General features: G+C 58.6%; 15 protein-coding genes and 1 pseudogene. 5 read left to right on the top strand and 11 right to left on the bottom strand.

What is annotated here, in order from left to right; genetic code table 11:
• Nucleotides 1-142: 142 nt before the first annotated feature.
• The 11 genes from AWB65_RS33000 to AWB65_RS32955 form a co-directional block, all read right to left on the bottom strand.
• Complete coding sequence (locus tag AWB65_RS33000) at nt 143-1,144, bottom strand: tyrosine-type recombinase/integrase (RefSeq protein WP_235008010.1); 1,002 nt, start codon at nt 1,142-1,144, stop codon at nt 143-145.
• Between the two features lie 176 nt (nt 1,145-1,320).
• Nucleotides 1,321-1,656: a hypothetical protein gene (locus AWB65_RS32995; protein ID WP_087659545.1), complete on the bottom strand. Its 336-nt coding sequence runs from the start codon at nt 1,654-1,656 to the stop codon at nt 1,321-1,323.
• A gap of 560 nt (nt 1,657-2,216) precedes the next feature.
• On the bottom strand, nt 2,217-2,495 hold the full coding sequence (locus AWB65_RS32990; protein WP_087671018.1) for a type II toxin-antitoxin system RelE/ParE family toxin: 279 nt from the start codon (nt 2,493-2,495) through the stop codon (nt 2,217-2,219).
• Nucleotides 2,492-2,686, bottom strand: a complete 195-nt coding sequence (gene relB, locus AWB65_RS32985; RefSeq protein WP_087671017.1) for a type II toxin-antitoxin system RelB family antitoxin — start codon at nt 2,684-2,686, stop codon at nt 2,492-2,494. The genes AWB65_RS32990 and relB (AWB65_RS32985) overlap by 4 nt, the downstream gene beginning before the upstream one ends.
• A 495-nt stretch (nt 2,687-3,181) precedes the next feature.
• Nucleotides 3,182-3,568, bottom strand: a complete 387-nt coding sequence (locus tag AWB65_RS37700; protein WP_268808279.1) for a replication protein RepA — start codon at nt 3,566-3,568, stop codon at nt 3,182-3,184.
• Nucleotides 3,537-4,139 (bottom strand): replication protein RepA, encoded by a 603-nt coding sequence (locus tag AWB65_RS37695; RefSeq protein ID WP_268808278.1) that lies wholly within the window; start codon nt 4,137-4,139, stop codon nt 3,537-3,539. The genes AWB65_RS37700 and AWB65_RS37695 overlap by 32 nt, the downstream gene beginning before the upstream one ends.
• 538 nt (nt 4,140-4,677) lie before the next feature.
• Entirely contained in the window at nt 4,678-4,971 is a 294-nt protein-coding gene (locus tag AWB65_RS32975; protein WP_087671016.1) for a type II toxin-antitoxin system RelE/ParE family toxin, read from the bottom strand.
• The gene (relB, locus tag AWB65_RS32970) at nt 4,968-5,165 is read right to left on the bottom strand and encodes a type II toxin-antitoxin system RelB family antitoxin (protein ID WP_087671015.1); all 198 of its coding nucleotides are present in this window, start codon (nt 5,163-5,165) and stop codon (nt 4,968-4,970) included. Before relB (AWB65_RS32970) ends, AWB65_RS32975 begins: the two co-directional genes overlap by 4 nt.
• Nucleotides 5,166-5,542: 377 nt before the next feature.
• Nucleotides 5,543-6,634, bottom strand: a complete 1,092-nt coding sequence (locus tag AWB65_RS32965) for a hypothetical protein (RefSeq protein ID WP_087671014.1) — start codon at nt 6,632-6,634, stop codon at nt 5,543-5,545.
• Between the two features lie 244 nt (nt 6,635-6,878).
• On the bottom strand, nt 6,879-7,904 hold the full coding sequence (locus tag AWB65_RS32960) for a ParB/RepB/Spo0J family partition protein (protein WP_087671013.1): 1,026 nt from the start codon (nt 7,902-7,904) through the stop codon (nt 6,879-6,881).
• Complete coding sequence (locus tag AWB65_RS32955; RefSeq protein WP_087671012.1) at nt 7,894-9,108, bottom strand: ParA family protein; 1,215 nt, start codon at nt 9,106-9,108, stop codon at nt 7,894-7,896. Before AWB65_RS32955 ends, AWB65_RS32960 begins: the two co-directional genes overlap by 11 nt.
• A gap of 1,263 nt (nt 9,109-10,371) precedes the next feature.
• Here AWB65_RS32955 and AWB65_RS32950 point away from each other — a divergent pair.
• The 5 genes and pseudogenes from AWB65_RS32950 to AWB65_RS32930 all read left to right on the top strand — a co-directional run.
• Entirely contained in the window at nt 10,372-10,647 is a 276-nt protein-coding gene (locus tag AWB65_RS32950; protein WP_087671011.1) for a YlcI/YnfO family protein, read from the top strand.
• Nucleotides 10,644-10,943, top strand: coding sequence for a type II toxin-antitoxin system RelE/ParE family toxin (locus AWB65_RS32945; protein WP_087671010.1), 300 nt, complete (start codon nt 10,644-10,646; stop codon nt 10,941-10,943). Before AWB65_RS32950 ends, AWB65_RS32945 begins: the two co-directional genes overlap by 4 nt.
• A gap of 246 nt (nt 10,944-11,189) precedes the next feature.
• Nucleotides 11,190-11,630: an Xre family toxin-antitoxin system antitoxin gene (locus AWB65_RS32940; RefSeq protein ID WP_087671009.1), complete on the top strand. Its 441-nt coding sequence runs from the start codon at nt 11,190-11,192 to the stop codon at nt 11,628-11,630.
• A gap of 34 nt (nt 11,631-11,664) precedes the next feature.
• Nucleotides 11,665-12,153 (top strand): RES family NAD+ phosphorylase, encoded by a 489-nt coding sequence (locus tag AWB65_RS32935; RefSeq protein WP_087671008.1) that lies wholly within the window; start codon nt 11,665-11,667, stop codon nt 12,151-12,153.
• A gap of 80 nt (nt 12,154-12,233) precedes the next feature.
• Nucleotides 12,234-12,464: pseudogene (locus tag AWB65_RS32930) on the top strand (integrase); the annotation flags it as partial.

Below are 12,464 nucleotides of genomic sequence, written 5' to 3'. Positions count from 1 at the left end.
GCGTCGATCTGCGTGCCCGCTCGGCATCGCCAGCGATTGAAGTCCAAGTCCGTCTTTGCTTTAACGATCCATCGATCACCGTCTTCCCCATCAGAAACCGTGTGCCGCAGGGGAGCCCGGTCGAGCTGATGATTCTTCCGTTTCATCGCGTATCTCCTGCAACAAGCAGCGCGTCGATTTCTTGCTCATATCGGTTCAAATGTCTTTCGCCGAGCATATCGAGGCAGTGAACATAGACCGTGGTTGTGGAGATCGACGCATGCCCAAGTCGGTCACGGACCCAAGCGAGCGCATACCCAAGATTGCGGTTTTGACTCTCTCCATAAAGCTCGTAGGTAGCGAAGGTGTGGCGCAACATGTGCGGCGTCACCCTGAAGTCGAGTACAGCTCGCACAGGCGCGGCCGGCGTCCACAACTTTCGATAGGCGAGACACAGGCCTTTTTCGCTCCAGGGCGCTCCATGTCGGTTCAGAAACACATAGGGAGAGGCCGAACCACGCGTCATTCGATAAAGCTTGGCCCGCACCGCTCCTTCGCCGAAGTTCACGAAGTCGAACAGATCCTTGATGAGCTGTCCGGATGCGTAGATCCGGCGAGGTCTGCCTCCCTTAAGTTTCATGTCCGACGGCGACAGATCAATATGGATTTTGCGAGATCGCCGCTCGGGCGCCGGATCAAAGAGGTATTTCGTCGGAAACGTTCTACATTCTTCGCTGCGCAAGCCGGTCTGAAGCATCAGCTTCGTCATCAACTGGACAGTCCTGCTGTTACAGCTCTCGAGAAGCGCGCGACACTGCTGAGTCGTGAGAAACCGAATGGGCTGTCGAGGTACTCTGGGAAGGGTCGACGCCTTGATCGCATCGCGATGTGATTCGTCTCCAGCGCGCGATAGATGAGCGTCCCAAGGGACATGAGCAATACATTTGTGCGTCGCGGCCCACTCGTAAAAGCGCATGATCTGGGACACCCGTTTGCGCACGGTGCTGGGCTGCATGGAGTGTCGGCCTGAGTTCGCATCGAGGACGTCGAGCGACCAGTTGCGATAGAGCGCGAGATTCGAGATTTCTCCAAACTCGGCGGAATCGATTGGCAACGCATCCCAGTCAAGGCCGTTGGCCTCAAGCCACGAGAAGTAGTCGTACATTGCCTCGGCGTAGCTTCTCCACGTCGCCGGACTTCGTGTCCTGCCGTTTTCGAGCGCGACCCACAGAAGATAGTCGGATGCGGACCGGACCCGTTCGAGATCTTCTGAGCAAAGAAAGGGGATGCCGGCGTACGGCCGTCCTCTGTAGACAAAATCGTGCGTCGTATAGAACAGTCTCATCCGCGCATCCCACTCGCGCTGTCACGCGCATCAATGCAAATCTTCACAGATCTGACGAAGTCGAGCCCCGTGACATGCGCTGCCAAGTCGATCGCTCCTGCGCCGCCTCTCCCACGCTTTGCCGGCGGCATGAGTTCGTTGACCCACTTTTCATTCGTAAAGACAAACCTAAAATCGCGACCGCCATAGTTCACCTGCACACGAATGCTGTCGCCTGAATTGGTCGGTCTATATTCGCGATCCAGCTTGCAATACGCGCCAAGGAAACGGAGCAGCACATGAAAGGGTACTGCTCTCGCTGCTTCGATTTCATCGCCAGTCCACGGCCCCATGAAGAGCACTCCTGAACGACACTGCTGGATCGAATATAGGCGATAGACACACCTTTTGTGTAACTGTTACTAGATAACAGTGCAGGTGAACTGTTTTTAGCATCGGCTCGATCGTAATCGACATGTGTTCCTATGAACCTGATGTGGACGACGCCGATGCGGTAAGTAACATGTGACGATGAACCGGTAGTCGTTCCCCTTGAAGTTAAAAACGATCCGGTTTCGCGCGACAAGGCTTGACTTTTCCAACCACTTCACGCTTGCGACCGGAATACTCGGACGCGGTCGGTAGATCGGATTGCCGCATCGATGACCTCGTTTCACGTGACGTGCCAATAAAGCCGAAGCGCGGTCCAGGTGAGCCAGACTTCATCCTTCAATCCCCCAATCGAGCGTTGATCGGGACCAACGCCGTGGATTGCGCTGCCTGGCCTCTGCATAGACGGCTTCACGACGTCTCGACCGAACGCGAGAGCCTGTCCGCGCAAGCGGCTCGCGATGAAGAGGGTATCTGCGATTTCAGGGGCAATGTGCGCTTCGTGCACACCCTGCTACGTGAATTAGGGGTATTGCTGGCGTGTGTGGATGACGTTCACCACGTAGAGACGCTCGGGCGTGGTGCGGAACACGAGGACGTAATTGCGAGTGACGACCACCTCATACGTGCCAGGTATTCGCCCTTCCTTGAACTCGGTAAGGGTTTCGGCCGCCCGCCCGGCCGCATCCTCAATCTCTTTGCGCAGGCCGACGGCGGCTGGTGGGTTGTAAAGCGCGATGTAGCGAACGATCGCCTTGATGTCGGACCGTGCCGATCTTGACCAGTGAATCTCGCGCGTCATCGTTTGTGCTTCGACTCCGCTTCTTGAATGATCTCGTCGAGCTCGGCCATCACGACAGAGTGCGGAACGGTGTCTCCGCGCTCGATATCGTCGAGTCCCTCCTGCACCTTCTTGCGAAACCACGCGTCGTAGGCGTCAGCTTCTTCCTGTGTGTCATGGTCGTGAATCAGGGGATCAAGTCGGGTGCCCATAGCGGTTACTCGGTTGGTTGATTGCCCCATCATAACGCAGGCATTTTGGCCCGTCACCGCGCGTTGTCTGCGAGGCGGGCCGGCGTCAAATGCGTTCCGCAATCGGGGCAACGCGGCGTGATGTGCTCAAACACTTCCGTCCAAGATTTTGCGATGGGCTCAACGGAACAAGCGAGAAAACAGAGCGTCGTTTTCGGTGAGCTTGATCGCCCCCGGTTTTACCGCACGGCCGCTGCCTCGGTGTCGTAGTAGCCGATATCGGCGAAGTGAAAATCTGCCCATGCCGTCCTCGCTCAACCACCCGCGCTCGGCCTCGACCCACGCGTGCCAGTGATGACCTTTTCTTTTCGAGAACCGAGTGGATTGTCCACTTGTGATGTTGGGCCCTCACTGCAGACTCTCCACAGGCTTACCCACAGAATCTGTGGATAAGATAAGTCTGACGTTTGAGGGGCTGACTGTTAGTCGCGTTCGCCGCACATAAGTTGGGGCGCATTACCAGTGCTTGACCAAGCGGTGGATGCGCGTCTGCGAAGGTGACAGTGCGAGGCCGGCCTTCGTCGGCACCACGTTCGCCTGCGGGTAGACTTCGACCACCTGCAAGAGCGCGCGCTTCACTGTCTCGCGGAACTTCTTCTCTGCCTCGGCCCCGCTGCCGAACTGCAGCTTCAACGCTTCCCATGGCACAGTCGTCGGGGAGCGCAGGCTGAAGTTGCGATACGTGAGCCAGCAGTAGAGGTCGATCGCCATCGGCGACTGACGCAGCGCGCGCAGTGCCCGCAGATCGACCGGCACGGGGTTCGCCACAATCTCCCCGAAGAACTTTGTCGGAGAGCGTAACCGAGGACTGTCAGAGCCCTGCTTGTTCGGGCTTCTGCGCATCCCACCAGAGGCACGTCTCGTCGGCCACCGAAAACTTGCTCTGCGCGAAGTCGCCGCCGGCCGCCCCACCCCGCACGATCGCCATGTCGCTCGCGAACAGGCGCTTCATCATCTCGCGCAGCCGCGTGATCGAGCCGTTCTTGCCGCCAGTATGCGCGGTGATCCCGATGGCGTTCATGAACTCGCCTAGCGAGTTGCCGAGCACGATGCGCTTGTCCTTCGTGCGCACGCCCTCCGTGCTCAACCACGCGAGCAGCAGTCGTGGGATCGTGCCGTACGGATAGCCCAGGCTCTTCAACTTGTTCGTTTCGGGGTGGAGGTAGTGACCCGGCTTGATGATGAGCGCGGTGTCGCCCGCCGAGCGGCCCCACACCGGGAGGCTTGCATCGGGCTCGCGATATGGCAGAGTGGCTTGCACGAGCGCGCGGCCAAGAAAGCCGGTAATGCCTGCGCGAATCGCATCTTCCTTTTCGATGGCCTGAGCTTCTCCGAACAGACGGCTCGCTACGCTCGGACGCAGCGCACACGGACGGCCCTCCCCTTCGTCGTTCGCTTTTTCGGCTGCGCCCATTCGTGCCATTTTGTTGGTGAGCGCGACTGCAACGATCTTCAGTGGTCGCCAGGACTGTCACGCTGAATAATCCACAGCCCAGTACAGCACCCAACCCAACAACCATTTCGTCGCAGTGGTGTTTCGATATGATGCAACCTTTCCGAGCCATGGCGCGGCCGCGGAATGGAACGGGCCGCAATGCCTAGTTGTGCGACGCTTAAACGGTGCAGCGCGATCACGAGGGCAGCGAGTCATCGGAATCCGCAGCGCTGAGGTCGGTAGCTTGAAAATGGCGCTTTTCAGGCTGCACCAAGTAATCGAAGCCCAGTTGGAGGCACCGATCCGCGGCAGCCGCGGCCATTGTTCTGGGAAAATACGTGAAGAATGGCAGCTCCGCGCTGCTCCTCGTCCGACGGCGATATGGAAGACAGCGTGCGCGAGGTTACGATGGGGCGGACCTTCGCCGAGCTGCGGGTGCTTTACGATCGCGTGGCTTGGATTCTGAACAGACAACAAAGGGGAAGTCGAGAGCTTCGTGCGGCAGATGCTCAAGAAATTACGCTGACCCTGGCGGGTAAAGCTTCTTGACGTGGGTGAAGTCCACGACTTCAATGCACTTCTCGCGCACTTCATAGATCACGACGTAGTTCGGGTGCGCCACAATCTCATAGGTGCTCGGCACTCGACCGGGTCGGCCGGAGTAAGGGAAGTAGGCCACCGGGACGAGGGAGTTCTCCACTCGGTCGAACAGCCTCTCTGCTGCGACTTGGTCCTTTTCGGAAATGAAGAACAGATATTCAAGGAAGATTTCACGAGCTTCGTCGGTCCAGATGATCGGCAAAGGCGTCAATCGCGTTTCCCCACCTTCTTTGCGCGCTGCGCATCGAGTAGCGCTCGGCCGTCTTTCATGACCTGCTCGTGCGGTACACGCGGCTTCGTGCTGTTGCGCGCCCGCTCGACACGCTCACGCAGCGCATGGTCGAAGACGTCGGCTTCTTCTGCGGTGTCGTGCTCATGAATATAAGGATCGAGTCGGGTGCCCATAATGGTTACTCGGTTGGTTGATTCCCTGATGATAGCCCATCACGCTCGGCGCGTTGTCGGACACTTTTTCGCGTAGTCGTGATTTGGCCCCAATAAACAGACAAACTGCATCATAGGGTTTGAGACAGCGAGCACGGTAGATCGTATAAAGGGGTTTGGTTCGTCTTGGTCCAGACCAGCCCCTCATTTGGTCTTCGCAACAGAAACTGTACAAATATCAGGATTTATCTTCGCCGTGGTCATCGACGACCTCATGGCCATGGCCACTGCTACAAATCTTTACGGCTTGGTTTTGAAGCGGGTGGAACAATGGTCTTATACCGTCAAAGCTTTGCTGGACAAGCGTTTGTGGCCTATTGCAAAAAGGTAAAGTGTGTTCACGCGCGTCGTACTAGCCCGCGCAGCGTCGCGAGGTGCTCTGCGACGGTCGAGTTTATAAGCCTAGGGGCGGCAGCCGCTTGGGGTCGTGTTGGGGAGCTGCGCTTAGCCTGCAACGGTACGAGTTGCAGCTGTCCTCTACTCAACGCTTTGGCGAAGCCAAGCTGCCAGTTCCCGGTCGCGTGCCGCGCTGCGCCCTCCCCGGCTTGATGCACGGTCAACGTCGTACCATCGGGGCTAACGATTAGCTCGCGATCTCCCGCTGCGTTCACGAAGCTATGACCAGCGCTTGCGGCCACCAGTGACAACGCTTTGCGTCGTTCGTCTATGGCAGTCTGCTCGGCTGCTTCGATCGCGGCCCGGCTGCGCACGGCGTAGCCAAAGTCCGTGGCGCTGCGTAGCAATGCCCGCAGATAGCAAATCGGACGCGTCGCCTGTCGCAGATGCTCCCACGTTGCTTCGACAATCTCTGAGAGTCGCTTGCCTTGCTCGCGTGCTTCGCGCATGAGTTTGAAAATCAGGTAATCACGGAAACCTAAGGGTCCCAGACGCTGGAGATCCGCAGGAACTTGCCCCGGTTGTCTCTTTTGAAAAGCTATAGGGCTAAGATCCTTACATATAGCACCGTCTGCCATGCTGGCAGTCGGAGTGGTAAAACCTTCGGCCACAGCGTCGGGAGCAGGGCGTTCTACCAGTCCTAGCAAGATCGCTGCGTGCTCAGTGAGATGGAGGTACGACCGCCCGAACAGCCCCGCTTGGACGTAACGACGTTGTGCTGGCCGCTCGATCAGTCCGGCGGTCTCTAAGTCCGCCAAGCTGCGATAGAACGTACGCTCGGACTGCATGGCGCGCTCGGTGAGCAGCTCACGCCGTGCAAATATTTCGCCGTAGGGGCGAGCGGCATTTACCGTCCTGGCAAGCGCGGCTAGGACCGCGCGGGCGCGCCTAGGGATGCCCTCCAGACGGGAAGCCTGATGGACTGCGCGAAGGATCACCCACGGTAGGTTGATCGCATCCGTGGAAAGCGATGGTTGTATAGCGTAAGAGTGTGATTCACCCTCGCCAGCAACGAAGTGTTGCGCGATAGACATGTCGAAACGTCCATTTCTTCAAAAATGGGATGAGTCCGCTTGACTGTCGATATCGTTCGGCTACACTTCGAGTGTCGTGCCCTTACCCGATTGCCGTCGGGAAGTGCAGCCGGGCGAGCAGACAGCGAGCCCCGTATTCAAAAGCCTCTGGCTCCAACCGGAGGCTTTTGTCTTTATCGTTTGCTATTCCATCGTCCCCCTCAGGCGTAAAGATTCAAAATTTAAAGTCCATGTTTTTAAAGGACTATTTTCCTTCCACGTCGGCGCTCACGGGTTTAATTGCTGCCGCACGCTGCTCCAAGACGGTTTTGAGCGCATCCCGTACGGTTTGGGCTTCCGCCTCAGTCTGGAATTCCAGCCGCACGACGTTGCGAGCCTGCCGGACGTCGCAGTAAGTGCTCCGCCCGGCCTTGATCTTAAACCTCGCCGCCACGGGTGCGGCCTTGGACATCGTGGGATCGGTGCTCGCAAAGCGAACCGCTTGAGCTTCGTCCAGTTCTTTGTTCGCTAGCCGCTGTGCGGCTTCCACCACTCGTTCGGATCTGCCGGTTCGAACCAAACGGGCCAACGCATAGCCAGCCGATGCCCCTAGCAGACTCGGACGAGCGTTGAGTAGACCCAACACCTCCTCCGGTAGATCGTCAAATGCCATCAGAGAGGACACCACCGATTCCTGCACCCCTGCCTGCTCTGCCATTTTTGCTTGGGTGGTATTAGGAAAGCGTTGCCGGAAGTCTTTGAAGCCGAGATACTTTTCATAGTCGGTCAGGTCCGATTGCAGCAGGTTTGCGTAGAACGCCCCTAGCGCGGCCGCGTCGTCTGTGGAGTCAGTAAGCACGCACTCGATCTCGGCGCGGCCGAGTTCTCGATAAGCGTCGCTGCGCCAGTGCCCAGAAACGATCTCGAACCCACCCGCTACCCGTGGCCGAATCGCGACCGGCGTCATCAAATCGTTGTGGCGCAGATTCTCCCGCAGTTCGACGAACGCTTCTGGCGACTTATAGCGTCGCCGCCCCGCGACTTCGTGCAAATCGGTCAGGGGGACCTTAAGCGACCCCTTCCCACTCTGTTTGGCTTCCTGGAGCTGCGCCTGGAGCTCATGGATGCGCTCTTGATACTCGCGAGCTTCGAGTCGAAAGGCGCCCAGTTGCGCCGGCATGGTTGCCGTGCGCGGCGGCCCATCTGGCACCCGTGACGCGGCCGTTTCTACTGCTCGATCAGCGACCCCTGCAGTGCGCGCCATCATGCGCTCCTTCAACTTACTCGACATTTACCCGCTCCTCTTTTTGTTGCGTCAGTTGCGAGACCCACGCCCCTTGAATCGAACTCTCGATCTCGTCAACCATCGCGTCGAAGGAATCGATAGCGTGGCTATAGGCCGACAACGCCTGGATATCGTAGATAGTCTTGAACTCCATCGCTGCGTTTTTGACCACCGGCGAGTCTTGGATCTCAGCGCGCCCCAACAACTCGGGATAGGTCTGCTGGATCCACGAGCGCACGACGTCGGTCGCGTCCACGCGCGGTTTTACCTTCGAGAGGAAGATGCTGATAAACGCGAATTCCTTCTCCACGTTTCGATCATCCGACAGGGCTTTAAACAGATCCGCGAACTGCCGGAAGAAACTCGCGCTCGATGCATAATCGAGTGTCTCCGGAGGCAGCGGCACGACCAATCCATCACTCGACATAAAGCAGCTGGTGGCGAGGTAGGCCAAGCTCGGAGGCGTGTCGATCACGATCACGTCGTACTTCTCGCGGATCGGACCCATGGCCTTTTCCAAAACCTGCCAAAACTGGTAGTTCGGATCCTTCGATTGTCGGTTCGGCAAATAAAAGTCCGCGCCAAACAGCGCAGGGCAGGCCGGGATAAAATCGAGGTTGTCCCAGTAGCTCGGGATGATCGAATATGCGAGATCCGCCTGTTCTTCATAGACGAGCGGCATTACCGTCATCTCTTCCGTGACCTCCGGTGTCGGGACGTAGCCCATCAAAGTCGTCGAGGATGCTTGCGGGTCGAGGTCGATCAACAAGACCCGATGCCCGTGCAAAGTCAGACCTTGCGCGATGGCAACCGCGCATGTTGTTTTGCCCACCCCGCCTTTGAAGTTCCCAACCGCGAGCGCAATACCCTTGGCCCCTTCGGGACGAGGCTTGTAGGGACCTGCAAGTCGGACGACCTGCTGTGCCTCGGCGAGCGTGAACTCCCGATTGCGTCCATTGCCAGTGAGCGTTCCGGCGGGATACTCTCCCTTTTTATTGCCGCGCGTGCACAGATACTGGATCTGAGTGCGTTCGACTTTGCAGAGTTTCGCCACGCGCGACGCCGTGAGCATGGGCGCCATCTTCCTCGGCCAAGGCTCTAACAAGTCGTCCCGCAGTTGTGCGAGGGTCGCTTCTGCTCGGTCAGCAATGGCGACAAGCTGGTCGATCCCAATAGCTTTACGCGGCGGCGATAGTTCCTTGATAGCCATGAAGTACCTGCATTTGAATGTTGTCATCGAAAATCGCGAAAATCACCAAAGTTCGATGACGAGCGATTTCGGCGAATAATAGCCGGTAAACTCGTAAACTTGAAGCTTTACTTGAGGTCTTTGTTGCAAAACCGCGTACACCGGGCATGGGCTCCATCGACCGGACGGCGCGAACCGGACGCCGGGCCGCGTGGACTTGAAGGAAGTCTGTAAGAATTGAAGTGCCACCGCTATTGATGGAGGAGGTTCAAACTTTAAAGCCAATGATTTTGCGAGACTTTTTTTAGGGCGGACCCGCACTTGGTCACACAGGAAAACGGCCAAGAAAAAAACCGTTTAAGAACACGAGCTTCATTTCCAACAAGTCTGTGGCGATGGGTGCTCCCTTATTGCCCGTTCGCTTGCGCAATCCTTTTGGAACATAACGAATCGCTCCGTTGAAATCGGGATCGTCAAGGCACTTTTCAGAAAGCGAAGCAAGATGACTGGGAGCTCGCTCGAATGACCGCTAATACCGATGGAAGAAAGCTGCCAAGACGGCTGCCTAGAAAACTTCCTGTCTAGGTGCCGACACGCCTTGCATGCGAGTTGGTTCCAGGTCGCTCCGTGGAGCCTTGCTAGGGCCGCCCACAAACAACCCGCCGACCTCAGCGCAGACGAGTTGTACACGTCCGGCCTTGGATCCACACTTCGCGCAAACCTGCTTCTGCTACCCTCGAGCTTGCGACGTGGTCGCGCTCGACAACAGGCTCCGGCTATCGATTGCCGCGACCTCTCGCGCACACCCTCGAACAGTTCAGTGACGCGTTACTTCCGCGCAGCAAACCGTGGATCCCAGGACGGGTGAAATTTTTTGTCGCATGGCAAGAGCGCCGTTGGATTTTGGATAAAGCTAACGAATGTGATTCCGCGATCCATTCGCACGGCATCCGCCTCCGCGGGGACACGAAAAACGAATCCTCGCGCGGGAGAGGGAAGGGATCAGAGGGAAAGGGATAGACGACGCGAGGCGAGCATCCTTCGTCGATCGGTCGGTTTAGCTACAAACGCAACTACCGATCCGAGTTAGCAAACCCCGCGAGCGGGTCGTTTCACGATCGGCTTCGTCGGCAGGGCGCGCGATGCCGGAGACGTATGGACAAACGAAAATTGAGTGCAAACGCAAAACCAGCCAAGCCTGATAAATAGAATCACAGCTTAAATGCGGCAAAGGTGAGATGTGGTAGTCTATGCGCTGCAAATGCAACGCATAGGAGTAATCAAATGAAAACTGCCTCTTTACCCTCGCTGCGGGTTGATCCGGAACTGCGCCAGGCCGCCGAAAGTGTCCTGCTGGACGGAGAGAGCCTGTCGTCGCTGATGGAGTCTTCCTTGCGCGCGAGCGTCATCCGTCGGCAGATGCAAAGGGATTTTGTCGCACGCGGTCTGCGCTCCCGCGATCACGCGCGCCGTACGGGCGAGTACTACGACGCGGCTGAGGTGCACGCCGAATTGGAAGCGATGCTGGTGGCGGCGGAAAAAGCCCAGAGCACACGTTGAGCTACCGGATCCGCTATACGGCGGACGCGCGCGCCGACCTGTTGCGCCTCTACGCTTTTTTGCTCGAACGAGACGCACCGGCCGCGCGGCGCGCGCTTGAGACCCTCCGCAAGGCCGCCGAGATGCTCGAGTCGTTTCCCTACACCTGTCGCAAGGTCGAGCCCGATAACGCCTATCTGCGCGAGTTGGTCGTGTCGTTCGGTGAGGCCGGCTATGTCGCACTCTTTGAGATCGAGGACGAGCGCACGGTCAATATTCTCGCGGTGCGGCATCAGCGTGAGGACGACTATCACTGAGCGAGCTTTCGGGAGGGAAGGAGGGCGCGGTAACGCGTGACGGGCAGGCTGCGATCGATCGGCGCAGCGTGCACGACAGGAACAAATTTCGAAAAAAACCGGCGGCGGCCTTATCTGCTAATTATCATTAGCAGTGAACGATTTAATGGCACGAATGGAGGATTTCCGCTTTTACGTCTCTCCAGGATAGGGAATTGGTATCATTTGGTCTATAGTAGTGGTTCAAATGATTCTTAGGAGGTCGCCATGCTGCTGGTCTCGCCCGAACAGATCGCCGCGGTGATGGCCCTCACACGCATCCCGCATTCAGTGGCTGAGCTCGACGCGCAGGTCCGCGAGGGCCTGCCGAAGTCCGCGTTGAAAGAAGGCGTCGAGCACGCGACGCGTAGCGCGGAGGAGCGCCGCGCGCTGCTCGCGCGCATCGTGCCGGAGGCGACCTTCAAGCGCCGCCGCGACAAGTTGAGTCTCGACGAGTCAGAGAAGACCGAGCGGCTCGCGCGGATCGTGGCGACCGCGCGCTATGTGTGGGACGACCGGGGTGAAGATGATCGCGACGCGCGGGAATTCCTGAATACTGCGCATCCGTTGCTCGAGGGCCGCACGCCGCTTGAGGTCGCGTTCACCGAGCTTGGCGCTCGGCGCGTCGAGGAGCTGTTGTGGAAGCTGTTCTATGGGTTGCCCGCATGAGGCTCGGGATGAAAGTTGGTGGGGCGCTGGCCTGATGCGGATTTTTAGAATGGCCGATCGCCGCCATCCGGTGTGGAGCGGCACCGGTGCGATGCGGGTCGGCGGGCGCTTTAACAGTCCCGGGCGTCCGGTCATCTACGGCGCGTTGAACTTCGCCGGCGCGATGCTCGAGGTGCTGGTGCATGCGCGGATCGGCAAAGTCCCGAGGAACCACGTCTGGGTTCAGGCGCAGGTACCGGACGATATGGTTATCGAGCACGTCGACGCGGAGAACCTGCCCGCTGGCTGGGATGCCCCGGATGCGCAGATTGCGCGGCGCTTCGGCGACCGGTGGATTGAGGAGGCGCGCTCCGCGGTGCTGGTGATGCCCTCGGTGGTCGCGCGGGCGGAATGCCATGCCGTGGTCAATCCGGCGCATCCGGATGCGGCGCGACTGGTGGTCTCCGCACCGCAGCCGGTGCGCTGGAACGAACTCGGGGATGAGCGGCTGTTTGCGAGTGGAGGAGACGGGACCCCTGAATAAGCTCACCGACTGCACCTGGAAAAGCTCACCGGTGCTCACTGGTGCGCTCGCTGGCGCGACTATCTCAGCGTGATCAACTCATGGCCAACCAACCGCAACAGCTGACCTTGCCTCCGCCGCGCACTTACACGCGCACCGACTTCACCGCGTTGCGCGCGTTCGTGCAACGGATTCCCACATCGACCATCGCGCGCTTGTATTACGACGCGGAATTCGCCCCGCACGCCACCACGCCCGATGCGATGGAGCGCTATCTGCGCACCATGCGCGACGATCTGGTGACGCTCGCGTTGCGCCATGGCTCGGCCGCG

It is taken from the genome of Caballeronia humi, from assembly GCF_001544475.1.
Classification (GTDB): Bacteria; Pseudomonadota; Gammaproteobacteria; order Burkholderiales; family Burkholderiaceae; genus Caballeronia; species Caballeronia humi.
The sequence above is the reverse complement of the archived record's forward strand: the minus strand, read 5'-3'. Positions and strand labels throughout refer to the sequence as shown.

Bases quoted from the DNA above. Each gene is read 5' to 3' on its own strand.
- AWB65_RS33000 (WP_235008010.1), bottom strand. From the start codon at position 1,144: ATGTACGACTACTTCTCGTGGCTTGAGGCCAACGGCCTTGACTGGGAT.
- AWB65_RS32995 (WP_087659545.1), bottom strand. From the start codon at position 1,656: ATGGGGCCGTGGACTGGCGATGAAATCGAAGCAGCGAGAGCAGTACCC.
- AWB65_RS32990 (WP_087671018.1), bottom strand. From the start codon at position 2,495: ATGACGCGCGAGATTCACTGGTCAAGATCGGCACGGTCCGACATCAAG.
- relB (WP_087671017.1), bottom strand. From the start codon at position 2,686: ATGGGCACCCGACTTGATCCCCTGATTCACGACCATGACACACAGGAA.
- AWB65_RS37700 (WP_268808279.1), bottom strand. From the start codon at position 3,568: ATGCGCAGAAGCCCGAACAAGCAGGGCTCTGACAGTCCTCGGTTACGC.
- AWB65_RS37695 (WP_268808278.1), bottom strand. From the start codon at position 4,139: ATGGGCGCAGCCGAAAAAGCGAACGACGAAGGGGAGGGCCGTCCGTGT.
- relB (WP_087671015.1), bottom strand. From the start codon at position 5,165: ATGGGCACCCGACTCGATCCTTATATTCATGAGCACGACACCGCAGAA.
- AWB65_RS32965 (WP_087671014.1), bottom strand. From the start codon at position 6,634: ATGTCTATCGCGCAACACTTCGTTGCTGGCGAGGGTGAATCACACTCT.
- AWB65_RS32960 (WP_087671013.1), bottom strand. From the start codon at position 7,904: ATGTCGAGTAAGTTGAAGGAGCGCATGATGGCGCGCACTGCAGGGGTC.
- AWB65_RS32955 (WP_087671012.1), bottom strand. From the start codon at position 9,108: ATGGCTATCAAGGAACTATCGCCGCCGCGTAAAGCTATTGGGATCGAC.
- AWB65_RS32950 (WP_087671011.1), top strand. From the start codon at position 10,372: ATGAAAACTGCCTCTTTACCCTCGCTGCGGGTTGATCCGGAACTGCGC.
- AWB65_RS32940 (WP_087671009.1), top strand. From the start codon at position 11,190: ATGCTGCTGGTCTCGCCCGAACAGATCGCCGCGGTGATGGCCCTCACA.
- AWB65_RS32935 (WP_087671008.1), top strand. From the start codon at position 11,665: ATGCGGATTTTTAGAATGGCCGATCGCCGCCATCCGGTGTGGAGCGGC.